The 21,828-nt window shown below is 64.9% G+C and carries 25 protein-coding genes; 12 read left to right on the top strand and 13 right to left on the bottom strand.

Translation table 11 applies throughout. The annotated features are described in order from the left end of the window. Positions 1 to 56 precede the first annotated feature (56 nt). Both P5705_RS09170 and prlC read right to left on the bottom strand, forming a co-directional pair. Positions 57 to 338 (bottom strand): YheV family putative zinc ribbon protein, encoded by a 282-nt coding sequence (locus P5705_RS09170; RefSeq protein ID WP_277460510.1) that lies wholly within the window; start codon positions 336 to 338, stop codon positions 57 to 59. Continuing rightward, complete coding sequence (prlC, locus tag P5705_RS09165; RefSeq protein ID WP_277460509.1) at positions 335 to 2,422, bottom strand: oligopeptidase A; 2,088 nt, start codon at positions 2,420 to 2,422, stop codon at positions 335 to 337. Before prlC ends, P5705_RS09170 begins: the two co-directional genes overlap by 4 nt. 66 nt (positions 2,423 to 2,488) lie before the next feature. On the opposite strand from prlC, the gene P5705_RS09160 reads away from it, so the two are divergent. Together P5705_RS09160 and P5705_RS09155 are read left to right on the top strand one after the other, a co-directional pair. After that, complete coding sequence (locus P5705_RS09160) at positions 2,489 to 3,037, top strand: gamma carbonic anhydrase family protein (RefSeq protein ID WP_240064143.1); 549 nt, start codon at positions 2,489 to 2,491, stop codon at positions 3,035 to 3,037. A 101-nt stretch (positions 3,038 to 3,138) separates the two neighbouring features. Further along, entirely contained in the window at positions 3,139 to 3,789 is a 651-nt protein-coding gene (locus P5705_RS09155) for an HAD family hydrolase (protein ID WP_277460508.1), read from the top strand. Positions 3,790 to 3,795: 6 nt separating this feature from the next. On the opposite strand, the gene P5705_RS09150 is transcribed toward P5705_RS09155, so the two are convergent. Next, positions 3,796 to 4,914 (bottom strand): aminopeptidase, encoded by a 1,119-nt coding sequence (locus tag P5705_RS09150; RefSeq protein ID WP_277460506.1) that lies wholly within the window; start codon positions 4,912 to 4,914, stop codon positions 3,796 to 3,798. An 88-nt stretch (positions 4,915 to 5,002) separates the two neighbouring features. On the opposite strand from P5705_RS09150, the gene P5705_RS09145 reads away from it, so the two are divergent. Both P5705_RS09145 and P5705_RS09140 read left to right on the top strand, forming a co-directional pair. Next, complete coding sequence (locus tag P5705_RS09145) at positions 5,003 to 5,416, top strand: hypothetical protein (protein WP_277460505.1); 414 nt, start codon at positions 5,003 to 5,005, stop codon at positions 5,414 to 5,416. Between the two features lie 55 nt (positions 5,417 to 5,471). Further along, positions 5,472 to 5,885 (top strand): DUF2057 domain-containing protein, encoded by a 414-nt coding sequence (locus P5705_RS09140; RefSeq protein ID WP_240064147.1) that lies wholly within the window; start codon positions 5,472 to 5,474, stop codon positions 5,883 to 5,885. A 77-nt stretch (positions 5,886 to 5,962) separates the two neighbouring features. On the opposite strand, the gene P5705_RS09135 is transcribed toward P5705_RS09140, so the two are convergent. Continuing rightward, a complete protein-coding gene (locus P5705_RS09135) occupies positions 5,963 to 6,196 on the bottom strand; it encodes a DUF1161 domain-containing protein (RefSeq protein ID WP_011531499.1) in 234 nt (77 codons plus the stop codon). 163 nt (positions 6,197 to 6,359) lie between these two features. Between P5705_RS09135 and P5705_RS09130 the strand changes: the two genes are divergently transcribed. Beyond that, entirely contained in the window at positions 6,360 to 7,355 is a 996-nt protein-coding gene (locus P5705_RS09130; protein WP_277460504.1) for an LLM class flavin-dependent oxidoreductase, read from the top strand. A 128-nt stretch (positions 7,356 to 7,483) separates the two neighbouring features. Here the strand turns inward: P5705_RS09130 and P5705_RS09125 are convergent, their stop codons facing one another. Next, a complete protein-coding gene (locus P5705_RS09125; RefSeq protein WP_277460503.1) occupies positions 7,484 to 7,705 on the bottom strand; it encodes a DUF1161 domain-containing protein in 222 nt (73 codons plus the stop codon). 103 nt (positions 7,706 to 7,808) lie between these two features. Further along, positions 7,809 to 8,024, bottom strand: coding sequence for a dodecin (locus P5705_RS09120; RefSeq protein WP_011531496.1), 216 nt, complete (start codon positions 8,022 to 8,024; stop codon positions 7,809 to 7,811). Between the two features lie 117 nt (positions 8,025 to 8,141). On the opposite strand from P5705_RS09120, the gene P5705_RS09115 reads away from it, so the two are divergent. Then, entirely contained in the window at positions 8,142 to 8,465 is a 324-nt protein-coding gene (locus tag P5705_RS09115) for a DUF883 family protein (protein ID WP_277460502.1), read from the top strand. On the opposite strand, the gene P5705_RS09110 is transcribed toward P5705_RS09115, so the two are convergent. Continuing rightward, a complete protein-coding gene (locus P5705_RS09110; protein WP_277460501.1) occupies positions 8,462 to 9,358 on the bottom strand; it encodes a LysR family transcriptional regulator in 897 nt (298 codons plus the stop codon). The two genes, P5705_RS09115 and P5705_RS09110, sit on opposite strands and share 4 nt — an antisense overlap. Positions 9,359 to 9,468: 110 nt before the next feature. Between P5705_RS09110 and trpB the strand changes: the two genes are divergently transcribed. Beyond that, entirely contained in the window at positions 9,469 to 10,686 is a 1,218-nt protein-coding gene (gene trpB, locus P5705_RS09105; RefSeq protein WP_277460500.1) for a tryptophan synthase subunit beta, read from the top strand. Then, positions 10,683 to 11,492 carry a tryptophan synthase subunit alpha gene (gene trpA, locus P5705_RS09100; RefSeq protein WP_277460499.1) on the top strand — a complete coding sequence of 270 codons (810 nt, stop codon included), beginning with the start codon at positions 10,683 to 10,685 and terminating at the stop codon, positions 11,490 to 11,492. The genes trpB and trpA overlap by 4 nt, the downstream gene beginning before the upstream one ends. 101 nt (positions 11,493 to 11,593) lie before the next feature. On the opposite strand, the gene P5705_RS09095 is transcribed toward trpA, so the two are convergent. Further along, the gene (locus tag P5705_RS09095; RefSeq protein WP_011531491.1) at positions 11,594 to 11,926 is read right to left on the bottom strand and encodes a DOPA 4,5-dioxygenase family protein; all 333 of its coding nucleotides are present in this window, start codon (positions 11,924 to 11,926) and stop codon (positions 11,594 to 11,596) included. Positions 11,927 to 12,018: 92 nt separating this feature from the next. Continuing rightward, positions 12,019 to 12,915 (bottom strand): choline sulfate utilization transcriptional regulator, encoded by an 897-nt coding sequence (locus tag P5705_RS09090; RefSeq protein WP_277460498.1) that lies wholly within the window; start codon positions 12,913 to 12,915, stop codon positions 12,019 to 12,021. A gap of 109 nt (positions 12,916 to 13,024) precedes the next feature. Between P5705_RS09090 and betC the strand changes: the two genes are divergently transcribed. From betC to P5705_RS09075, 3 genes are all read left to right on the top strand, one after another. Then, positions 13,025 to 14,542 carry a choline-sulfatase gene (gene betC / locus P5705_RS09085; RefSeq protein WP_277460497.1) on the top strand — a complete coding sequence of 506 codons (1,518 nt, stop codon included), beginning with the start codon at positions 13,025 to 13,027 and terminating at the stop codon, positions 14,540 to 14,542. A 14-nt stretch (positions 14,543 to 14,556) separates the two neighbouring features. Beyond that, the gene (gene choX, locus P5705_RS09080) at positions 14,557 to 15,480 is read left to right on the top strand and encodes a choline ABC transporter substrate-binding protein (RefSeq protein WP_277460496.1); all 924 of its coding nucleotides are present in this window, start codon (positions 14,557 to 14,559) and stop codon (positions 15,478 to 15,480) included. Positions 15,481 to 15,612: 132 nt separating this feature from the next. Beyond that, entirely contained in the window at positions 15,613 to 17,178 is a 1,566-nt protein-coding gene (locus P5705_RS09075) for a SulP family inorganic anion transporter (protein WP_277460495.1), read from the top strand. A gap of 124 nt (positions 17,179 to 17,302) precedes the next feature. Here P5705_RS09075 and aroE read toward each other — a convergent pair whose 3' ends face one another. Then, a complete protein-coding gene (gene aroE, locus P5705_RS09070; RefSeq protein ID WP_277460494.1) occupies positions 17,303 to 18,127 on the bottom strand; it encodes a shikimate dehydrogenase in 825 nt (274 codons plus the stop codon). A gap of 25 nt (positions 18,128 to 18,152) precedes the next feature. Further along, positions 18,153 to 19,064 (bottom strand): oxygen-dependent coproporphyrinogen oxidase, encoded by a 912-nt coding sequence (gene hemF / locus P5705_RS09065; protein ID WP_277460493.1) that lies wholly within the window; start codon positions 19,062 to 19,064, stop codon positions 18,153 to 18,155. Positions 19,065 to 19,196: 132 nt separating this feature from the next. Between hemF and P5705_RS09060 the strand changes: the two genes are divergently transcribed. Beyond that, positions 19,197 to 20,174, top strand: coding sequence for an NADPH:quinone reductase (locus P5705_RS09060; RefSeq protein WP_277460492.1), 978 nt, complete (start codon positions 19,197 to 19,199; stop codon positions 20,172 to 20,174). A gap of 346 nt (positions 20,175 to 20,520) precedes the next feature. On the opposite strand, the gene P5705_RS09055 is transcribed toward P5705_RS09060, so the two are convergent. Beyond that, positions 20,521 to 20,835 (bottom strand): hypothetical protein, encoded by a 315-nt coding sequence (locus P5705_RS09055; protein WP_277460491.1) that lies wholly within the window; start codon positions 20,833 to 20,835, stop codon positions 20,521 to 20,523. A 428-nt stretch (positions 20,836 to 21,263) separates the two neighbouring features. Further along, positions 21,264 to 21,821 (bottom strand): L-threonylcarbamoyladenylate synthase, encoded by a 558-nt coding sequence (locus P5705_RS09050; RefSeq protein ID WP_213658994.1) that lies wholly within the window; start codon positions 21,819 to 21,821, stop codon positions 21,264 to 21,266. Positions 21,822 to 21,828: the final 7 nt, after the last annotated feature.

Here is a 21,828-nt window from a genome sequence, read left to right as displayed (position 1 = left end):
CCCGGTGCCGCGAGTAACAGGCGGCCCGGGCACCAAACCCGGACCGCACGACGGCCTTACTCGGCCGGTTTCTTCAGCTTCGGATTGGGGAAGAACTGCACGGTCTGCACCTTGGCCGGCGCCGCCTTCGGTTCCAGGTGGTTGACCCGGGTACCGAGCTCCTTGGGTACCGACAAGCCCTGTTCGTTCAGGGTGTCGGTGAACCCGCAGGCCACGCACTCGCGGTGCGGCACGCCGTCCTCGTTCCACATCATCAGCTTGTCCATCTCGCTGCATGCCGGGCAAACGGCCCCGGCGATGAAGCGTCGCTTGGTCTTGCTCACGGCTACCTCGCTCATGCCGCCGCATCCTCGGAGAGACCGCAGTGGCGCAGCAATGCATCGATGGAAGGCTCACGGCCACGGAAGTCGACGAACAGCACCATCGGCTCGCGGGAACCACCGCGAGCGAGGATGGCGTCGCGGAAGGCACGGCCGGTCTCGGCGTTCAGCACGCCTTCTTCCTCGAAACGCGAGAACGCGTCGGCCGACAGCACTTCAGCCCACTTGTAACTGTAGTAACCCGCCGCGTAACCGCCGGCGAAGATGTGCGCGAAGCTGTTGGGGAAGCGGTTGTAGGCCGGCGGGCGCATTACCGAGACCTCGTCGCGCACGCCTTCGAGCACCTGCAGCGCGCCGCGGCCATCGCCATGGGTGGCGTGCAGCTCGAAGTCGAACAGCGAGAACTCCAGCTGGCGCACCATCATCATGCCGGACTGGAAGTTCTTCGCCGCCAGCATCTTGTCCAGCAGGTCCTGGGGCAGGGGCTCGCCGGTCTCGTAATGGCCGGAGATCAGCGCCAGGCCTTCCGGCTCCCAGCACCAGTTCTCCATGAACTGGCTCGGCAGTTCCACCGCGTCCCAGGCCACGCCGTTGATGCCGGATACGCCGGCATGCTCGATGCGGGTCAGCAGGTGGTGCAGGCCATGACCGAACTCGTGGAACAGCGTGGTGACTTCGTCGTGGGTCAGCAGCGCTGGCTTGCCGGGCGTGGCCGGGGTGAAGTTGCACACCAGGTTGGCCACCGGGCTCTGCAGCGCGCCGGCGGCGGTGCGGCGATGGTCGCGGGCGCCATCCATCCAGGCACCGCCACGCTTGTTGGCGCGGGCATAGAGGTCGAAGAAGAAGCGGCCGACATGCTGGCCGTTTTCCTTGATCTCGAACAGGCGCACGTCCGGGTGCCAGCTGTCAAAGCCCTTGAGCTCGGCGATTTCGATGCCGTACAGGCGCTGGACGATGGCGAACAGGCCGGTCAGCACCTTGTCGATCGGGAAGTAGGCGCGCAGGGTTTCCTGCGACACGCTGTAGCGCTGCTCGCGCAGCTTCTCGCCGAAGTAGCCGGCGTCCCAGCTGGCCAGTTCCGGGGTGCCTTGCTCGGCGGCATAGGCCTTGAGCTGCTCCAGGTCCTGGGCGGCAAACGGTTTGCTGCGCTTGGCCAGATCACGCAGGAAGCTCAGCACCTGGTCGCTGGATTCGGCCATCTTGGTGGCCAGGCTCAGTTCGGCGAAGTTCTCGTAGCCCAGCAGCTTGGCCAATTCCTGGCGCAGGTCGAGGATCTCTTCCATCACCGGGCCATTGTCGAACTGGCCGGCGTTCGGGCCCTGGTCAGAGGCGCGGGTGCAGTAGGCGGCGTACAGTTCTTCGCGCAGGGCGCGGTCGTCGGCGTAGGTCATCACCGCGTAGTAGCTGGGGAATTCCAGGGTGATCAGCCAGCCGTCGAGGCCCTTGGCCTGGGCGGCGGCGGCCATCTGCGCCTTGGCCGAGTCGGTCAGGCCGGCGAGGGCGGCCTCGTCGGTGACGTGCTTGGTCCAGGCCTGGGTGGCGTCGAGCAACTGGTTGGAGAAGCGGCTGCCCAGCTCGCTGAGCTTGCTCTGCACTTCGGCGTAGCGCTGCTGCTTGTCGGCCGGCAGGTCGATACCCGACAGGCGGAAGTCGCGCAGGGCATGGTCGATGATGGTCTTCTGCGCCACGTCGAAGCCAGCGGCCTCGGGGCTGGCGGCCAGGGCCTCATAGGCTTCGAACAGCGCGCGGTTCTGGCCCAGCTCGGTGGAATAGGCGCTCAAGGCCGGCAGGCACGACTCGTAGGCCTCGCGCAGCTCCTGGCTGTTGCACACCGCGTTGAGGTGGCTGACCGGGCTCCAGGCGGCGCCCAGGCGGTCGTTGAGCTCGTCCATCGCCAGCACCAGGCCGGCCCAGGTCGGGTTCTTGCCCTGCTGTTCGAGGAGGTCGGCGATGGCCTTGCGGTTGTCGGCGAGGATCTGCTCGATCGCCGGCAGCACATGCTCGGCGCGGATTGCCGAGAAGGGCGGCAGATCATGGGACTGCAGCAGCGGATTGTTCGCACTCACGGTTCGGGTACCTTGGCAGGAGAAACACGGGACCATCTTAATTACAATCGACGCCGACCGCAGCAGGCAGCCTGCCTATCGGCATTGCAGAGGAACACTATCATGGCCCTCCGGACCTTCCAGCAACACTCGCCGAAAGTGGGAGCACGGGCCTTCGTCGACCGCTCGGCGGTGGTCATCGGCGACGTCGAGATCGGCGCGGACAGCTCGATCTGGCCGCTGACCGTGGTGCGCGGCGACATGCACCGCATCCGTATCGGCGCGCGCACCAGCGTGCAGGACGGCAGCGTGCTGCACATCACCCATGCCGGGCCCTTCAACCCCGACGGCTTCCCGCTGATCATCGGTGACGAGGTGACCATCGGCCACAAGGTCATGCTGCATGGCTGCACCCTGGGCAACCGCATCCTGGTGGGCATGGGCAGCACGATCATGGACGGCGCCATCGTCGAGGACGAGGTGATCATCGGCGCCGGCAGCCTGGTGCCGCCGGGCAAGCGCCTGGTCAGCGGCTACCTGTACATGGGCAGCCCGGTGAAGCAGGTGCGCCTGCTGAGCGAGCAGGAACACGCGTTCTTCCCCTACAGCGCCGGCAACTATGTGAAGCTCAAGGACCAGCACCTGGCCGAAGGCTACGACCAACCGGAATGACCCATTCGCGGGCAAGCCCGCTCCCACAGGCCTGCCCAGCCCCTGTAGGAGCGGGTTTACCCGCGAAGCAGTCGACCCAAGATTCGAGTGGAACCCCCTACATGCACCAGCAGAACATCCTCTTCGACCTCGACGGCACCCTGACCGACCCGCGCTCAGGGATCACCCGTTCGATCCAGTACGCCCTGGCCAAGCTGGGCATCGACGAGCCCGACCTTGCTCGCCTCGAACACTTCATCGGCCCACCCTTGCTGCAGGCCTTCATGCAGTTCTATGGCTTCGACGAAGCCAAGGCGTGGCAGGCGGTGAACTTCTACCGCGAACGTTTCAAGGTGACCGGGTTGTACGAGAACCTGGTCTTCGACGGTGTGCCAGAGCTGCTGCAAGCCCTCAACGCCCAAGGCCGCACCCTGTACATCGCCACCTCCAAACCGTGGGAATATGCCCGCGAGATTGCCCGGCACTTTGCCTTAGACCGGCATTTCAAGGTGATCTACGGCAGCGAACTGGACGGCACCCGCACCAACAAGGTCGAGCTGATTCGCCACCTGCTGGATGAAGAACGGCTGGACCCGGCGCAGACCCTGATGATCGGCGACCGCAAGCACGACCTGATCGGCGCCCGCAGCAATGGATTGCAGGCAGTGGCGGTGGGATACGGGTTCGGCAGCCGAGAGGAACTGGAAGCCGAGGCCCCAGCGTTCCATTTCGAGACACTGGCCGAGTTGCACCGGGCGTTCATGCGCGGCTGAGCGTGTCTACTCAGCACCTGTAGGAGCCGGCTTGCCGGCGATGGGCCGCAACGCGGCCCCAGGTTGCTGCAAACGCATCAACGCCGCCTTGCGCGCCTCGATCGAAAGCCGGCCCAACACCTCGACCCGCTCATAGAACCGCGCCCATTCCCCGCCAACATCCTTGAACAGTCGCGAAAACGCCGGCACCCATTGGTCATACAGCCCAAACGGCAGCAACTTGGCATTGTTCATCGGCGCGTAGATCCAAGCATCGAACCGTCGATCCCCAGCCCAATCCCGGTCGCGCACTTGGCGATATTCCGCGCGCAACCGCCCGAACTCCGCCTGCTTGGCCGCTCGTTTACCCGCTTCGTCCAGCGGCCCGGCATAGATCGCCTGCAACCGCTCACGGCTGGCCAAGATCAGCCGGGTGAACCCCTCGCGCTGTTCAACGCTACCGTCCTCGACCGCTGCAAGCCCACGCGCCATGCGCCATTGCCGCGATCCTTCCTGCTCGACGAAGGTGGCAAACGACTCGTTGAACTCGGTGTCGTCCTGCACGTAGAAGCGCTGGTGTGCCAGCTCGTGGAAGATCACCGTGGCCAGCCGTTCATCCCCCCAGCCGACCATGCTCGAAAGGATCGGATCATCGAACCAGCCCAGCGTCGAGTAAGCCTCCACGCCGCCCACGTAGACATCCAGCCCCTCCTGACGCATCAGCGCCGCCGCGCCACGGGCATCACCTTGCTGGTAATAGCCGCGATAAGCCACGCAACCGGCGATGGGGAAGCAATGGGTCACCGGCTGCAATGAAAGCTCCGGGGTGGCGAACACATTCCACACCACGTAAGGCCGCCCCAGGTCGGCATAGACCCGGTAGCTGCCGTTGTCCGGCAGCTTCAGGTGCTCGCTGGCGAATACCCGGGCCTGCTCGGCGAACTGCAGGTGCTGGCGCAACACAGGCCTCGTGGCCGGGTCGGCGATCACCTGCGCCACCGGCTGGCGCGCCCGCAACAACTGCCATTGGCCCTCGGCCAACTGCCCGTAGTAGCCCACGCTGGAGCAACCGTTCAGCAGGAGCGCGGCTGCCACGGGAACAAACCGGATGAAAACACGGTCCAGAGCCCGACGGCTGCAGCGCATGAAAAGAAAAAGTCCAAACATCGAGGCTGTCTATCTCGCTCGTCGGCCGAATGCGACCAAGACTATCTCGCCAAGGGGAAGCTTCGCCATGCGTACTCTGTTTGCCGCCAGCACGCTCGTGCTGCTTTCAGGCTGTTCCACATTGCCAGACCCCGACCCGAAACAGGCCTGGATCGACCTGGCCCCAGGCAACAACGATTCGCTGCACGCGGTGCAAGTGGACGAGCGCGACTGGGCCGACACCCGTTATTTCGAAGTGCAGCCCGGCAATCACGAGCTGACCGTGCGCTACCAGTTCCCCGTCGCGCCCGGCAACATCGGCGCGGTGGACGAGCCGCTGTGGCGCGATTGCCAGCTCAACCTGACGTTCAAGGACTTCACCGCCGGCCAGCGCTATCAGATGCAGGCGGGCAGCATCGGCTTCCGCCCCTGGGTCAAGCTCTACGACCAGCAGCAGAAACTGCTCGGCCAAGGCGAACCGGCAGGTTGCCAACGCAGCTGAACCCCGCAAATGGCGCTATGCTTGTTTGCTGTGAACCGCGAGCGGGAGTTTCGCCATGCGCCAGCCCATGATGCTGTTCGCCATCAGCGCACTGGGGGCCTGCGCCAGCCCCTTGCCACCGGTCGACCCGTCCAAGGCCTGGGTCGACCTCTACACCATCACCCCTGGCCGCACCATCATGGCCGACCGACTGGATGGCAAGCGCCTGGATGACGGTCGCTACTTCCAGGTGACGCCTGGCAAGCACGAACTGGTGGTGCGTTTCGACTTCGAAGTCTCCTCCGGCCTGTTCACCACCGACCCCAGCGAACGTACCTGCTACCTCACCGTGCGCTTCAACGACTTCAAGGCCGGCGAACGCTACCGGCTGGAAGCGCGAGCGCCGGTGATGCAGCCTCAGGTGCTGCTATACGACGCCAGTCGCAAAGTGGTGGTGGATGAACCGAGCGAGGTGTTCTGCATTCCTTGAAGGCCCATTCGCCGGCAAGGCCGGCTCCTACATGAACGCGTAGAAGCTGTAGGAGCCGGCCTTGCCGGCGAACCGGACTACCGGTCGTTCTTCTGGTAGATGATCTTCTTCGTCCCGCCATCACAGCTGCCCACGACCATGTTCGGGTCGCTGACCTCGCTGTTGGGCACGATCTCCAGTGTGTAGGAGGTGACCCCGCGCGCCTGGATCTTCGCCTCGATCTCGGCCTTCAGTTCTTCGCACGGCTTGGGGGCGGCCAGTGCGGCCGTGGCCAGCAGGGATGCCAGCACGGCGATTGCTACGCGGATCATGGAACGGCTCCTGACAGGGCAGACACGCTGCCAACGCTGGTTAGACTACAGGAAACCGCCGCCGTTGCGCCTCGGGGCAAATGCACGCAGGCATTGAATCCTTCGAATGTGCCCATACAGAGTCCCAAAGGCCCCTGGCCCACCACCTACTGCGGAGGCTCCAATGACGCACCTGCGTGACCTGAAGATATCCACCCTCGACCTGGTGCCCGTGCGCGCCGACGGCAGCCCGGCGCAGTCGCTGCGCAACTCGCTGGACCTGGCACAGCATGTCGAGCGTTTCGGTTACAACCGCTTCTGGGTGGCCGAACACCACAACATGGACGGCATCGCCAGCTCCGCCACTGCCGTGCTGATCGGCTACCTGGCCGGTGGCACCTCGACGATTCGCATCGGCTCCGGCGGGGTGATGCTGCCCAACCATGCGCCGTTGGTGATCGCCGAGCAGTTCGGCACCCTGGCCAGCCTTTATCCAGGCCGTATCGACCTGGGCCTGGGCCGTGCCCCCGGCTCCGACCAGATGACCGCCCGTGCCCTGCGCCGCGAGCGCTCCGGCAGCGCCGACGACTTCCCGGACGATGTGGAAGAACTGTCGCGTTACCTCGGGCCGCGTACCGACGACCAGAAAGTCATCGCAGTGCCCGGCCACGACACCGAAGTGCCAATGTGGCTGCTCGGCTCCAGCCTGTTCAGCGCCCAACTGGCCGGCATGCGCGGCATGCCCTATGCCTTCGCCTCGCACTTCGCGCCGCGCTACATGCATGAGGCGATCCGCATCTACCGCGACCACTTCAAACCCTCGACGACGCTGGACAAGCCCTACGTGATGCTTGGCATCCCCATGGTGGTGGCCGAGACCGACGAGAAAGCCGAGTACCTGGCGACCTCGGTGTACCAGCGCATCCTCGCGCTGATCCGTGGCCAGAGCCTGATGCAGCGCCCGCCGGTCGAGAGCATGAATGGATTGTGGCTGCCCCATGAGCGCGATGCGGTGAGCAGCTTCCTGGGGCTGGCGATGATTGGCAGCCCGCAGAAGGTGCGGGCAAAAGTGGAAGTGTTGCTGGAGCAGACCGGTGCGGACGAGCTGATCTTCACCAGCGACCTGTACGAGCATGCCGACCGGGTCAGGTCCTATGAGCTGATGGCGCAGGCCCTGTAGGAGCGGCTTCAGCCGCGAACACCGGCGTAGCCGGTGCCAATCACCGCGTCGCTTGCTTCGCGGCTAAAGCCGCTCCTACAGACGGCAGTGTTGTTGTAGGAGGCTTTAGCCGCGAAGAATCCACCGCATCAACCACGCCGGTAGACAATCTCCTTGGCCCCAGCCTCGCAGGTCCCCACCACCTTGCCCGCCGGGTCGCCCTTCTTGACGATCTCCAGCGTGTAACCCTTCACACCCTTGGCATCCAGCTTCGCTGCAATCTCCGCCTTGAGTTCCTCGCACGGCTTGCCCGCCGCCATCGCGCCACCGGCCAACACCATCAGCCCCACAGCCAGCATCAACTTCTTCATCGATCACTTTCCTTGTACAGATCAAAGACGAAAAGGGCGCGAAGCCCGCGCCCTGGAACCTTGATTACCCGATACGGCCGGGCAAGCCTAGCCCAGCTTCGTTTCAGCTGTTGGCGATGCGGAACCCGACTTTCAGCGTCACCTGGAAGTGCGCGGCCTTGTTGTCGCGGATATGCCCACGGGTATCGACTACCTCGAACCACTCCAGGTGCTTGATGCTCTTGCCGGCCTCGGCCAGGGCATTGTTGATCGCCTCTTCGATGCTGGTGGGCGAGGACCCGACCAGCTCGATCTTCTTGTAGGTGTGATGATCGGACATCAGTGTTCTCCTAACGGTGAAGTGTCAACTGAGCCTAGCAGCGCAAAATCCGATCGCACTTTCGCCGGCCTGCGCAGTCGCAACTCTTACAGCCCACCACCGCGAAGGAGAGTCACCATGGCCCACAACTCGCTGCGCAAAGCCTCGCTGGAAAGCATGGAAGCGGAGATCGAGAGCCTGCTCAAGACGCTGGAACACCTCAAGCACGATGCCTCGGAGGAGTCCCACAAGACCATGAAGGCACTGCGCGGCAATGCAGAGAACGCCCTCAAGCATTCGCGCAGCCTGCTCGGCGATGCCTACTCGGAGGTAAAGACCCGCACCCGCCAGACCGGCGTCGCCACCCGCGATTACGCCCAGCAACACCCCTGGACCACCGCTGGCGTGGCCATCGGCGCCTTGGGCCTGCTGGCCGCCTACCTGATGTGCCGCCGCGACTAGCCCGCCTGTTGCTGCAACTCCCGGCGCAGCCACTGCGCCAACTGCTCGGCGCGCCCGTCGGCGGCGCGTCGAGGTACCCACAAGGCCAGCGCCGCGCGGGTGGGGGAGAACCCCCACGGCGCGGCCAGCCGTCCGGCGTTCAGGTCGTCCGCCACCAGCGGTTGCGGCGCGATGGCCACGCCAAGCCCCGCCACTGCCGCCTCCAGCAGGTAGTACAGGTGCTCGAATGCCTGGCCATAACTCAGCGCGCCGGGCGCCATGCCATGCTGCTGCGCCCAGGTCGGCCAGGCCTGTGGACGCGAGGTGGTGTGGAGCACCGCCTCTCGTTGCAAAGCCACGGCTGGCGCGGCTTTCAAACGATCGAAGCCTTCAAAGTGCGGGCTCATCACCGGGCCGATTCGCTCTTCGGCAAGTACATGCACCTGCATGTCCGCCGGCCAGGGCGGCTCGGCATACACCAGCAGGGCATCCAGCCCCGGGCGGCGAGGATCGAGATCGCCTTCGCCCGCTGACAAGTGCAGGCGCAGCTCTGGCAGGTCGGCTTTCAAACGTCCCAGGCGCGGGATGAACCAACGCGCCAGCAGGCTGCCGGAGCAACCAAGCACGAACGGCGCTTCGTCAGCGTCGCGGGAAAGCTCGGTGCAGACACTGCGCAAACGATCGAACGCTTCGAAGCTCGCATCGCGCAGGCGTACACCGGCATCTGTGAGTTTGAGGCCACGGCCTTCCTTGACGAACAGCGCCACGCCCAGATGCTCCTCGAGCACCTTGATCTGTCGGCTGACGGCACCGTGGGTAACATGAAGCGCCTCGGCCGCCTGGCTGACGCTATTGAGCCGGGCAGTTGCCTCGAAGGCCCGCAGGGCGTTGAGGGGAGGAAGGTCCTGGGCCATTTGACTTGTGAGTTTTCCTGACAGGTTTGCGCAATCTTATCGGTTTTCAGCCAGCCGTGTCGTGGTTAGAGTAAAGCCCATCACTCATCCAATACGCCCTGGAGCGCCCCATGACCCAGACCCAATACCGCGCCGGCCCCGATGCCAACGGCCTGTTCGGCTCGTTCGGCGGCCGCTACGTGGCCGAAACCCTGATGCCCCTGGTGCTCGACCTTGCCCGCGAATACGAAGCCGCCAAGGCCGACCCCAAGTTCCTCGAAGAACTCGCCTACTTCCAGCGCGACTACATCGGCCGCCCCAACCCGCTGTACTTCGCCGAGCGCCTGACCGAGCACTGCGGCGGCGCGAAGATCTTCTTCAAGCGTGAAGAACTCAACCACACCGGCGCGCACAAGGTGAACAACTGCATCGGCCAGGTGCTGCTGGCCAAGCGCATGGGCAAGAAACGCCTGATCGCCGAGACCGGCGCCGGCATGCACGGCGTGGCCACCGCCACCGTCGCCGCGCGCTTCGGCCTGCCCTGCGTGATCTACATGGGCGCCACCGACATCGAGCGCCAGCAGGCCAACGTGTTCCGCATGAAGCTGCTGGGGGCCGAGATCGTCCCGGTCACCGCCGGTACCGGCACACTCAAGGACGCCATGAACGAGGCCCTGCGCGACTGGGTCACCAACGTCGACGACACCTTCTACCTGATCGGCACCGTGGCCGGCCCGCACCCTTACCCGGCGATGGTCCGCGACTTCCAGTCGATCATCGGCAAGGAAACCCGCGCCCAGTTGCAGGAGAAGGAAGGGCGCCTGCCCGACAGCCTGATCGCCTGCGTCGGCGGCGGCTCCAACGCCATGGGCCTGTTCCACGACTTCCTCGATGACCAGAGCGTGCAGATCATCGGTGTCGAAGCCGGCGGCCACGGCGTGCACACCGACAAGCACGCGGCCAGCCTCAACGGCGGCGTACCGGGCGTGCTGCACGGCAACCGCACCTACCTGCTGCAGGACGACGACGGCCAGATCACCGACGCCCACTCGATCTCCGCAGGCCTGGACTACCCCGGCATCGGCCCGGAGCACGCCTACCTGCATGAAGTGAAGCGCGTGGAGTACGTCAGCATCACCGACGACGAGGCCCTGGACGCCTTCCACGCCACCTGCCGCCTGGAAGGCATCATCCCGGCGCTGGAGAGCTCTCACGCCCTGGCCGAGGCGATCAAGCGCGCGCCGAAGCTGCCCAAGGACCACCTGATGGTGATCTGCCTGTCCGGTCGCGGCGACAAGGACATGCAAACCGTGATGAACCACATGGCCGCCCAGGAGAAACAGGCATGAGCCGTCTCGAACAACGCTTCGCCGAACTCAAGGCCGAAGGCCGCTCCGCCCTGGTCACCTTCGTCACCGCTGGCGACCCGGGCTACGACGCCTCGCTGGAGATCCTCAAGGGCCTGCCGGCCGCCGGTGCCGATGTGATCGAACTGGGCATGCCGTTCACCGACCCGATGGCCGACGGCGTGGCCATCCAGCTCGCCACCCTGCGCGCCCTGGAAGCCGGCCAGACCCTGGCCAAGACCCTGCAGATGGTTCGCGAATTCCGTGTGGATAACCAGACCACGCCAATCGTGCTGATGGGTTACTACAACCCGATCCACCGTTTCGGTGTGGCGCAGTTCGTCACCGAGGCGAAAGAGGCGGGCGTCGATGGCCTGATCATCGTCGACCTGCCACCGGAGCACGATGCCGAGCTGGCCACCCCGGCCCAGGCCGCGGGCATCGACTTCATCCGCCTGACCACCCCGACCACCGACGACGCGCGCCTGCCGCGTGTGCTGGAGCGCAGCTCCGGGTTCGTCTACTACGTGTCGGTGGCGGGTGTGACGGGCGCGGGTTCGGCGACTACCGAGCATGTGACCGAGGCCATTGCCCGTCTGCGCCGACATACCGACCTGCCGATCAGCGTTGGTTTCGGTATTCGTACGCCGGAGCAGGCAGCGGCTATTGCACGTCTGGCCGATGGCGTAGTGGTCGGTTCGGCGCTGGTCGACAAGATCGCCCAGGCCAAGGATGCCGGTCATGCGGTGAAAGATGTGCTGAGCCTGTGCTCGGCGCTGGCTGAAGGCGTGCGCGCCGCCCGGGCCTGATCCGCGTCGCCTTGTTCGCCGGCAAGGCCGGCTCCTACAGGTTATACGACGATCCCTTGTAGGAGCCGGCCTTGCCGGCGAACAACGTCAGCCGGCGCAACCTAACCTTCGAATATCGATAGGTCCAACGGCCTGATCGCCCCCATCCAGATCGCATGATCGCGGTGATCCGCCAGCTCATCCCCGGTTTCCGGGTGCAGGAACACCACCAGCCCCTTGCGATACAACGCCAGCCACGGCAGCACCACGCCGACCACTTCCGGCCCGAAGGCCAGCTGGCAGCTCCAGTCCGGGTGCGGCCCGACCGGCTTCTGATGCATGCGCCCCATGGTCACGGGGAACAGCCGCGTCGCCTCTTCGCACAGCTCGCGGGCCTGTTCCATGGTCGATGCGTCGTAGTACACGTGGGCGTGATAACCCTTGATCCTTTGCACGGTTGCTCCTGATTGCGGTAATCCGAACATCCGGAAGTCTACGCCATCCCGCCTGGCACCGGCTGCGCCGGTGTTCGCGGCTGAAGCCGCTCCTACAGGCGCTCCCCCTCCAGCCAATCCACGAACCGCTGGATCAGCGCCCCGCGCCGTTTGCGTGGCGGCAGCACCACGTAATACCCGCGCTCCGACCGCAAACTGCCTTCCATAGGCCGACACAACAACCCTTGCTCGACCAGCCCATCAACCAGGTGCGCCCAGCCAATCGCCACCCCTTGCCCAGCAATCGCAGCCTGAATCAGCAGCGTGTAGTTATCGAATCGCAGTTGCCCGGACGGAGGAGGGCTGTCCACGCCAAGACCACGAAACACCCCCGCCCAGTCGAACCAACGACTGGCCTGCTCGCCCTTGAGGTGAAGCAACGGCAATCGTTGCAAAGCCACGGCTGACAAGGGTTTGCCATGAGTCAGCCGTGGGCTGCAGACCGGAAAGACCTCCTCGTCGAACAACCAGCGACTCTCGCCCTGATGGAAGCGCCCATCGCCAAACAGCACCGCCACATCGATGTCCGGGCGCAACATCCCCTGGCTGCGCTCGCCGGTGACCAGGCTCACATCCACCTGTGGATTGGCCTCGTGAAAGCGCTGCAAGCGCGGCATCAGCCAGAACGCCGCGAAGGCAAAGTCGGTGGCCACCTGCAACACCTCGCGTTGCCCACGACCACTGGCCTGGGCAACACCCTCGTCCATGGCCTGCAACCCTTGATGCACCTGTTCGAACAGCAGTTGGCCCGCTTCGGTCAGTTCGATGCCCCGGTAGATCCGGTCGAACAACCGCGTCCCCAGTCGCACCTCCAGGCGTTTCACCTGCTGGCTCACCGCCGGCTGCGTGGTGCCCAGCTCCACGGCGGCAGCGGTAAAGCCGCGCAGACGTGCGGCGGCCTCGAACACCCGCAAGGCATCGAGGGACAGGTCGGCAAGGTGCTCAAACATAAGCTTGGCTAATCCCAGTCATTGCCCGACGTGGGCTTTACCCACCTTATCCACAGCACCATGCTGGATTGCAAGCGTTCACCATAATCCTCGACGATGGAAGGGCACCATGAAGCAACCCAACATCCTGTTCATCATGGCCGACCAGATGGCCGCGCCGCTGTTGCCGATCTACTCCCCGTCGCCGATCAGGATGCCCAACCTGGCGCGCCTCGCCGAGCAGGCCGTGGTGTTCGACTCCGCCTACTGCAACAGCCCGCTGTGCGCGCCCTCGCGCTTCACCCTGGTCAGCGGTCAATTGCCCAGCCGTATCGGCGCCTACGACAATGCCGCCGACTTCCCCGCCGACATCCCGACCTACGCCCACTACCTGCGCCGTCTCGGCTACCGCACCGCGCTCTCGGGCAAGATGCACTTCTGCGGCCCGGACCAGCTGCATGGCTACGAGGAGCGCCTGACCAGCGACATCTACCCGGCCGACTACGGCTGGGCGGTAAATTGGGATGCGCCGGACGAGCGCCCGAGCTGGTACCACAACATGTCCTCGGTGTTGCAGGCCGGCCCCTGCGTGCGCACCAACCAGCTGGATTTCGACGAGGAGGTGGTGTTCAAGGCGCGCCAATACCTCTATGACCATGTGCGCGAAGGCGATGGCCGGCCGTTCTGCCTGACCGTGTCGATGACCCACCCGCACGATCCGTACACCATCCCCAGACGCTACTGGGACCTCTACGAGGCGGTGGATATCCCGCTGCCCCGCGACGTGATCGGCCAGGACCAGCAAGACCCGCATTCGCAACGCCTGCTCAAGGTCTACGACCTGTGGGACAAGCCCCTGCCCGAGAACAAGATCCGCGACGCCCGCCGCGCCTACTTCGGTGCCTGCAGCTACATCGACGACAACATCGGCCAGCTTCTGCAGACGCTGGAAGACTGCGGCCTCACCGACGACACCCTGATCGTCTTCTCCGGCGACCACGGCGACATGCTCGGTGAGCGAGGGCTCTGGTACAAGATGCACTGGTTCGAGATGTCGGCGCGGGTACCGCTGCTGATCCACGCGCCCAAGCGCTTCGCACCCACGCGAGTCGGCGCCAGTGTATCCACCTGCGACCTGCTGCCGACCCTGGTCGAACTGGCCGGCGGCGCTGTGGATAAAGACCTGCACCTGGACGGCCGCTCACTGCTCGCCCATCTGCGAGGGCAGGGCGGTCATGATGAGGTGATCGGTGAATACATGGCCGAAGGCACCGTCGGCCCGCTGATGATGATCCGCCGCGGCGCCTACAAGTTCGTGTACAGCGAGGACGACCCCTGTTTACTCTACGACCTGAGCCGCGACCCGCACGAGCGGGAGAACCTCACCGGCAGCCCGGACCACCAGGCGCTGCTGCAGGCATTTGTCGATGAAGCGAAGCAGCGCTGGGATATCCCCAGCCTGCGCCAGCAGGTGCTGGCCAGCCAGCGCCGCCGCCGCCTGGTGGCCGAGGCGCTGTCCATCGGCACGCTGAAAAGCTGGGACCACCAACCCCTGGTGGACGCCAGCCAACAGTACATGCGCAACCACATCGATCTCGACGACCTCGAGCGCAAGGCACGTTATCCACAGCCCGCCCCCCTGGATTGAGAAGAGAGGCCGCCATGCAGAAGTTCTCCACCGCCGTGCTCGCCCTGGCCCTGAGCCTGGGCACGGCCCACGCCGCCGACAGTAACGCGCAATGCAGCACCGTGAAACTGGCCGACCCCGGCTGGAGCGATATCGCCAGCACCAATGCCGTTGCCCGCCTGCTCCTGGAAAGCCTGGGTTACCAGGTGAAGATCGACAGCCTGGCGGTGCCGATCATCTATGGAGGCTTGAAGGATGGCCGGGTGGATGCCTTCCTCGGCAACTGGATGCCGGCGCAGCAAGGCTTTCATGACAAGTTCATCGCCAATGGCGATGTGCAGCAGTTGGCGCGCAACCTGGAGGGCACCGAATTCACCCTGGCGGTGCCCGATTATGTGTGGGAGGCCGGTGTGAAGGACTTCGCCGACCTGCACAAGTACGCCGACAAGTTCGACAAGAAGCTCTACGGCATCGGCTCCGGCGCGCCGGCCAACCTGTCGCTGAAGGAGATCATCGACAAGAACGACTTCGAGCTTGGCCAGTGGAAGCTGGTCGAGTCCAGCGAGCAGGCAATGCTGGCGCAGGTGGACCGGGCGGTGAAGAAGCAGCAGTTCATTACCTTCCTGGGCTGGACGCCGCACCCGATGAACGTAAAGTTGAAGATGCATTACCTCACGGGTGGCGAAAAGTGGTTTGGCAGCAAAGGCGATGTGTACACGCTGACCCGCAAGGGCTATCCACAGGCTTGCCCGAATGCGGCGAAGTTGCTGAGCAACCTGACGTTCACGCTGGAGATGGAGAACAGCATCATGGCCGAGGTTGTGGATAAGAAGGTGAGCTTCGATGAGGCCGCCAAGGCTTGGGTAAGGGCCCATCCGCAGTTACTGGAAGGATGGCTGGCCGGAGTGACCAGCAAATCCGGCCGTGACGCACAAGAGGCCATAAAGGCCAAACTATGACTTAACAAGCGACACAACACCTGTAGGAGCGGCTTCAGCCGCGATCACCCACGCAGTGGGTGCCAGATACCGCGTTGCCTGCATCGCGGCTGAAGCCGCTCCTACAGCGATCGTGCCTATCAAGGACAGCCCATGCCCCGCCTGACTCACCTGCTGCCCTTCCTCACCTGGCTCCCCCGCCAATCGGGCCGCAGCCTGCGCCAGGACCTGCTGGTGGGCCTGAGCGGTGCCATCCTCGCCCTGCCGCAATCGATCGCCTACGCGCTGATCGCCGGCCTGCCCGCCGAATACGGCCTGTACGCCGCCATCGTGCCGGTGCTGGTGGCCTGCCTGTGGGGCTCGTCCTGGCACCTGATCTGCGGCCCCACCGCCGCCATCTCCATCGTCCTCTATGCCAGCATCAGCCCACTGGCCGTGGCCGGCAGTGCCGACTACGTGACCCTGGTGCTGCTGCTGACCTTTCTCGGCGGTATCTTCCAACTCTTGCTGGGGCTGCTGCGCTTCGGCGCGCTGGTCAACTTCGTCTCCCATTCAGTGGTGCTGGGCTTCACCCTCGGTGCCGCCGTCGTCATCGCCCTGGGGCAGTTGCCCAATCTGCTGGGCCTGGACCTGCCAAGCCAGGCCACGGCTCTGAAGACCGTGCAGGAATTGGCCGGCCATGTTGGCGAGGTGGACATGCCATCACTGGTTCTGGGACTGAGCACCCTGGCGATCGGCGTGGTGTTGAAGCTGTGGCGCCCACGCTGGCCGGCCCTGTTGATAAGTCTGCTGCTGGTGAGCCTGGCGGCTTGGCTGTTGCCCGGCGTGTTCGGCCATGTACCGCGCGTGCCCGCTTTCGTCGGCCAGTTGCCACCGCTCAGCCCACTGCCGTTACTCGATGTGGAATTGATGCTGCGCCTGCTGCCCAGTGCCGTGGCGGTCGGCATGCTCGGGTTGGTCACCAGCCTGTCCATCGCCCGCTCCCTGTCCGCGCGCTCCGAGCAACTGATCGATGCCAACCAGGAGATCCGCGCCCAGGGCCTGTCGAACATCGTCGGGGCATTGTTCTCCGGCTACCTGTCCTCCGGCTCCTTTACCCGCTCCGGGCTCAGCTACGACGCAGGCGCCCGCTCGCCATTGGCGGGGGTGTTCTCGGCACTGTGGGTGGCGCTGTTCGCGGTCGCTGGTGCCGGGCTGATCGCCCACCTGCCGATACCGGCGATGGCGGGCAGCATCCTGTTGATCTGCTGGGGGCTGGTGGACCATCGCGGCATCCGTGCGCTGTTCAGGGTCAGCCGCTCGGAGTTCCTCGTAATGGCGCTGACCGCCGCCGCGACCCTGCTGCTGGAGCTGCAGACGGCAATCTACGCCGGGGTGCTGGCTTCGCTGTTCTTCTACCTCAAGCGCACTTCGCGGCCACGGGTGCAGCAGAGCCGGGAGGGGGAGGCGGACGTGTTGCGGGTGGGCGGTTCGATCTTCTTCGGCGCGGCGCATTACCTGCAGGTACGTTTGCAGCGCTGCCAGGGGCCACATGTGGTGATCGATGCGCGGCAGGTGAACTTCATCGATTACTCGGGTGTGGATATGTTGCACAGAGAGGCGCGGCGGTTGCTGCGCAATGGCGGCAGCCTGACATTGCAACGGGCAAGGCCGCAGGTGATTGAGGAACTGCAGAAGCTAGAGGGAGTGGAGCAGTGTCCGATCCGGTTCGATGATTGACCTTTTAGATCCTGGGGCTGCTTTGCAGCCCTTTCGCGGCGCAAGGCCGCTCCTACAAGAGTGCGCGGTCCCCTGTAGGAGCGGCCTTGCGCCGCGAAAGGGCCGCGACGCGGCCCCAGCAATCTCAGCTACGAGCGAGTTGTCGGCGCAGTTCATCCAAGACCGGCCCTGTTTCCGGCCGAACCCCCCGCCAGATAAAGAACGCCTCGGCCGCCTGCTCGGCCAGCATCCCCAGCCCATCCAGCACCTTGGCCGCCCCCAGCTTGCTCGCCCACTGGCAGAACGGCGTCGGCTCCTTGCCGTACATCATGTCGTAGCACACGGTGCGCCCCGCCTCGACCAGACTTTCGGCAATCGGCGGCAGCTCGCCGGACAGGCTCGCCGAGGTGGCGTTGATGATCACGTCCACCGGCTCCTGCAACCAACTGAAACCGCTGGCCACCACCGGCCCCAGTTCATCGAACTCCCGCGCCAGCTGCTCGGCTTTCTCAACGGTACGGTTGGCGATCACCAGCGATTGCGGGTTGTGCGCCAGGATCGGCTCCAGCACACCGCGAACCGCGCCACCAGCACCGAGGATGAGGATGCGCTTGCCCGCCAGCGTGACCCCGGCGTTCACCGTCAGGTCACGTACCAGCCCCGCACCGTCAGTGTTGTCACCCTGCAGGGTGCCGTCGGCCAGCTTGGTCAAGGTGTTCACCGCGCCGGCACGCTGTGCCCGCGGCGTCAGGCTGTCGCACAGGCGATAGGCCTCTTCCTTGAACGGCACGGTGACGTTGGCGCCGCTGCCTTGCTTGAAGAAGCCTGTGGCGCAGTCGCTGAACTCGTCCAGCGGCGCCAGCAGGGTGGCGTACTCCAGGTCCTGGTCGGTCTGGTCGGCGAACAGACGGTGGATCAGCGGCGACTTGCTGTGGCCGATGGGGTTGCCGAATACGACGTACTGGTCCATGGGGGCTCCTCGGTGATCCACAGGCTTACTGGGCGAGCCAGTCGCGGTCCTGCAGGAAGTAGTCGGTCAGGCGCGCTTCCTCGCTGCCCGGTTCCGCTTTCCAATCGTAACCCCAGCGTACCTGCGGCGGCAGCGACATAAGGATCGACTCGGTACGGCCACCGGACTGCAAACCGAACAGCGTGCCACGGTCGTAGACCAGGTTGAACTCGACGTAGCGGCCACGGCGGTATTCCTGGAATTCACGCTGCTTGGCGGTGTACGGCGTGTCCTTGCGGCGCTGGATGATCGGCAGGTAGGCGTCGACGTAGGCGTCGCCGATGGCGCGCATGAAGGCGAAGCAGGTATCGAAGTCCCATTCGTTCAGGTCATCGAAGAACAGGCCGCCGATGCCACGCGGCTCGCCACGGTGCTTGAGGTGGAAGTAGCGGTCACACCAGGCCTTGTAGCGCGGATAGACGTCGGCGCCGAACGGCGCGCAGGCCTGCTCGGCGACGCGGTGCCAGTGCACGCAGTCTTCCTCGTTGCCGTAGTACGGGGTCAGGTCGAAGCCGCCGCCGAACCACCATACCGCCTCTTCACCTTCTTTTTCGGCGATGAAGAACCGCACGTTGGCGTGGGAAGTCGGTACGTGCGGGTTGTGCGGGTGGATCACCAGCGACACGCCCAGGGCCTCGAAGCCACGGCCCGCCAGTTCCGGGCGATGGGCGCTGGCCGACGGCGGCAGGCCGGCGCCGAACACGTGGGAGAAGTTCACCCCGCCTTTCTCGATCACCTTGCCCTCGCCGATCACCCGCGTGCGACCGCCGCCACCAGCATCGCGCACCCAGGCGTCCTCGACGAAGCGGGCGCCGCCGTCTTCGGTTTCGAGGGCAGTGCAGATGCGGTCTTGCAGGTCGAGCAGGTAGGCTTTTACGGCCTCGGTGCGGCTGGTCATCGGGTCACCTGGAAGGAGCGGGAAAATTCGCCGCGTAGCATACCACCGGCCGACGCCGCGTCGCAGTTGACGGCGGTCAAGCAAAGGCGTCCGATAGAGGGCCTTTGCGACCCACGACAACAGGAGTGTGTGATGGCCAAGCGTATCCAGTTCAGCCAGCATGGTGGCCCGGAAGTCCTGCAACTGGTGGAGTTCGACCCGGCACCGCCCGGCCCGCAGCACGTGCGGGTGCGCAACCATGCGATCGGCTTGAACTTCATCGACACCTATTTCCGCAGCGGGCTGTATGCGCCGCCAGCCCTGCCTTCCGGGCTGGGCACCGAAGCGGCCGGCGTGGTCGAGGCGGTGGGCGAGGGCGTCAGCCGGATCAAGGTCGACGACCGCGTGGCTTATGCCGGTGGGCCGCTAGGGGCCTACAGCGAGGTGCATACGCTGCCGGAGGCCAACCTGGTGAAGCTGCCTGAGGCGATCAGCTTTGAACAGGCGGCGGCGGTGATGCTCAAGGGGCTGACCACGCAGTACCTGCTCAAGCAGACCTATGCCGTGCAGCCGGGGGACTTCGTGCTGTTCCATGCTGCTGCCGGTGGCGTGGGGTCGCTGGCTTGCCAGTGGGCCAAGGCGCTGGGCGCGAAGCTGATCGGCACCGTGAGTTCTCCCGAGAAAGCCGAACGGGCCAAGGCCCTTGGGGCCTGGGCGACCATCGACTACAGCCATGAAGACGTGGCCAAACGCGTGCTGGAGCTGACCGACGGTCAAAAGTGCGCGGTGGTGTATGACGGCGTGGGGGCTGATACCTGGCTGACTTCGCTGGATTGCCTGAGGCCACGGGGGTTGATGGTGAGTTTCGGCAATGCCTCCGGGGCGGTGAGCGGGGTCAACTTGGGGATCCTGTCGCAGAAAGGGTCGTTGTATGTCACCCGGCCGACGCTGGGGAGCTACGCCAACAACGCCGAGAACACCCAGGCAATGGCCGATGACCTGTTCGCGATGATCGCCAGTGGCAAGCTGGTTGTGGATATCCAGCAGCGGTATCCGTTGAGCGAGGCGGCCAAGGCGCAGGCGGAGTTGTCGGCGCGGCGGACCGTTGGCTCGACGGTATTGCTGCCTTGAGGGTCAGCCCTGCGGGGTGTTCGCCGTGAGCGTTGCAGCGCCTATGAGATCGAGCGCCGCCCGCGCGGCGCATCGCGGATGAATCCGCTCCTACATTTGTTGCAACGTGGCCATGACCGATAGGCCATGGTTGTTCGCCTTGTTGGTACGACGCGGTTTTTCGGCTGGCGCTGCCGCCGCCCCGCCAGGCTCACGCCATGCGCCAAGGCTGGCAACCATGGCCTTACAGGTGCGGCACGTTGCAACAGATGTAGGAGCGGATTCATCCGCGATGCGCCGCGCGGGCGGCGCTCGATCTCAAGAGCACTACAAAACTATCGCCCTGCACTTGCCCGCCAACACGCGATCAACCGCCCTGCCGGGAATTCCCAGGTGCTGGCGCCGACTCGATGCCATCGAGCATCGCCTCTACCAACCCCTCCGCCATTTCCAGCGAATGCAGGCTCGACCAGTACATGCCACGCCCCTCGTCGCGCAGGTGGTCGAGGGCCTTGATGCCGGTGTCATAGGCACAGCGCAGGTAGAGCGCGACGTGTACCAGGGCGTCGTGGGCTTCGATGTTGGGGTTTACGGTGAAGAGCGGTGGGTGGCCGGCGTCGCAGCGGCCGAAGGGGTGGGTTGTGGTGTTGGGGAGTGGTGGATCGGGGACAATTTTCTTCATGGTTTGCTCCAGAACTGGAGCTGACACCTGCCCGTTACCACACGGTTGGGTGGCAGCTGTACGCGGAGTGGTAAACCGGACTGGAGGCACTTCCGGCAGGCAAAAGCCTCCCGCGCACAGCCGCCATAGGCTGCAGTGCTCCAGAACTACCGGGTTACCACACCCGATCGCCAAGTTATTCGGCGACGGTCTGGAGCCTAGAGGCAGGAGTTCCCACTGAGAAGGTAATGGCGGTCGACAGGCTGCGTAGGATATTTCTCTGAAATCAGAATGGGCAGCCATCTGGGTGGAAATCAGAAAAATCGGCGGGAATTCTGGGGCCGCTTTGCGGCCCTTTCGCGGCACAAGGCCGCTCCTACAGGGGATCGCGATTGCCTGTAGGAGCGGCCTTGTGTCGCGAAACGAGGGCGAAGCCCTCGCCAGCGGCATCAGCCCGGGCGCACAACCTCACCGGTCACCAGGTCGCGAATCAGGCTCGGGTTCTTCCGCCCACCCAGCGCCCCACCCAGCACCATGTCCAGCTCATTGTGGAAATACTGCTCCACCCGCAGCCGGCTCTTGGCCGCCGGCCGCCCGGCTGGGTTGCACGAGGTGGAGATCAACGGCCCGACCAGCGCGCACAACTCACGCACCTGTGGATGATCACTGACCCGCAGCGCCACGGTGTCGTGCTGCCCGGTCACCCATTCGGGCAACAGGTCCTGGTGCGGCACCAGCCAGGTATTCGGCCCCGGCCAGGTGGCGCTCATGCGGTCGATCCAGTCCTGGGGGAAATCCTCGAACAGAAAGTCGAACTGGCGGATGTTGTCGGCGATCAGGATCAGCCCTTTATCCACAGGCCGCGACTTGAGCGCCAGCAGGCGGTACACCGCGTCCTCGTTCCACGGGTCGCAGCCCAGGCCCCAGACCGCTTCCGTCGGGTAGGCGATCACCGCACCCGCCTTCACCTCGCGCGCGGCTTGTTGCACACGCCAACTGCTCACCATTTTCCGT

It is taken from the genome of Pseudomonas entomophila (assembly GCF_029478665.1).
Lineage (GTDB): Bacteria > Pseudomonadota > Gammaproteobacteria > Pseudomonadales > Pseudomonadaceae > Aquipseudomonas > Aquipseudomonas entomophila_F.
This window is presented reverse-complemented; position numbering and strand designations above follow the sequence as displayed.

What these genes read in the sequence shown, in the direction of transcription:
- P5705_RS09160 (WP_240064143.1), top strand. Translation starts at nt 2,489, where the DNA reads ATGGCCCTCCGGACCTTCCAGCAACACTCGCCGAAAGTGGGAGCACGG.
- P5705_RS09055 (WP_277460491.1), bottom strand. Translation starts at nt 20,835, where the DNA reads ATGAAGAAAATTGTCCCCGATCCACCACTCCCCAACACCACAACCCAC.
- P5705_RS09145 (WP_277460505.1), top strand. Translation starts at nt 5,003, where the DNA reads ATGCGTACTCTGTTTGCCGCCAGCACGCTCGTGCTGCTTTCAGGCTGT.
- aroE (WP_277460494.1), bottom strand. Translation starts at nt 18,127, where the DNA reads ATGGACCAGTACGTCGTATTCGGCAACCCCATCGGCCACAGCAAGTCG.
- betC (WP_277460497.1), top strand. Translation starts at nt 13,025, where the DNA reads ATGAAGCAACCCAACATCCTGTTCATCATGGCCGACCAGATGGCCGCG.
- P5705_RS09050 (WP_213658994.1), bottom strand. Translation starts at nt 21,821, where the DNA reads ATGGTGAGCAGTTGGCGTGTGCAACAAGCCGCGCGCGAGGTGAAGGCG.
- P5705_RS09155 (WP_277460508.1), top strand. Translation starts at nt 3,139, where the DNA reads ATGCACCAGCAGAACATCCTCTTCGACCTCGACGGCACCCTGACCGAC.
- P5705_RS09170 (WP_277460510.1), bottom strand. Translation starts at nt 338, where the DNA reads ATGAGCGAGGTAGCCGTGAGCAAGACCAAGCGACGCTTCATCGCCGGG.
- P5705_RS09060 (WP_277460492.1), top strand. Translation starts at nt 19,197, where the DNA reads ATGGCCAAGCGTATCCAGTTCAGCCAGCATGGTGGCCCGGAAGTCCTG.
- P5705_RS09130 (WP_277460504.1), top strand. Translation starts at nt 6,360, where the DNA reads ATGACGCACCTGCGTGACCTGAAGATATCCACCCTCGACCTGGTGCCC.
- P5705_RS09075 (WP_277460495.1), top strand. Translation starts at nt 15,613, where the DNA reads ATGCCCCGCCTGACTCACCTGCTGCCCTTCCTCACCTGGCTCCCCCGC.
- P5705_RS09135 (WP_011531499.1), bottom strand. Translation starts at nt 6,196, where the DNA reads ATGATCCGCGTAGCAATCGCCGTGCTGGCATCCCTGCTGGCCACGGCC.
- P5705_RS09125 (WP_277460503.1), bottom strand. Translation starts at nt 7,705, where the DNA reads ATGAAGAAGTTGATGCTGGCTGTGGGGCTGATGGTGTTGGCCGGTGGC.
- P5705_RS09120 (WP_011531496.1), bottom strand. Translation starts at nt 8,024, where the DNA reads ATGTCCGATCATCACACCTACAAGAAGATCGAGCTGGTCGGGTCCTCG.
- trpB (WP_277460500.1), top strand. Translation starts at nt 9,469, where the DNA reads ATGACCCAGACCCAATACCGCGCCGGCCCCGATGCCAACGGCCTGTTC.
- hemF (WP_277460493.1), bottom strand. Translation starts at nt 19,064, where the DNA reads ATGACCAGCCGCACCGAGGCCGTAAAAGCCTACCTGCTCGACCTGCAA.
- prlC (WP_277460509.1), bottom strand. Translation starts at nt 2,422, where the DNA reads ATGGTCCCGTGTTTCTCCTGCCAAGGTACCCGAACCGTGAGTGCGAAC.
- P5705_RS09115 (WP_277460502.1), top strand. Translation starts at nt 8,142, where the DNA reads ATGGCCCACAACTCGCTGCGCAAAGCCTCGCTGGAAAGCATGGAAGCG.
- P5705_RS09150 (WP_277460506.1), bottom strand. Translation starts at nt 4,914, where the DNA reads ATGCGCTGCAGCCGTCGGGCTCTGGACCGTGTTTTCATCCGGTTTGTT.
- choX (WP_277460496.1), top strand. Translation starts at nt 14,557, where the DNA reads ATGCAGAAGTTCTCCACCGCCGTGCTCGCCCTGGCCCTGAGCCTGGGC.
- P5705_RS09110 (WP_277460501.1), bottom strand. Translation starts at nt 9,358, where the DNA reads ATGGCCCAGGACCTTCCTCCCCTCAACGCCCTGCGGGCCTTCGAGGCA.
- P5705_RS09140 (WP_240064147.1), top strand. Translation starts at nt 5,472, where the DNA reads ATGCGCCAGCCCATGATGCTGTTCGCCATCAGCGCACTGGGGGCCTGC.
- P5705_RS09090 (WP_277460498.1), bottom strand. Translation starts at nt 12,915, where the DNA reads ATGTTTGAGCACCTTGCCGACCTGTCCCTCGATGCCTTGCGGGTGTTC.
- trpA (WP_277460499.1), top strand. Translation starts at nt 10,683, where the DNA reads ATGAGCCGTCTCGAACAACGCTTCGCCGAACTCAAGGCCGAAGGCCGC.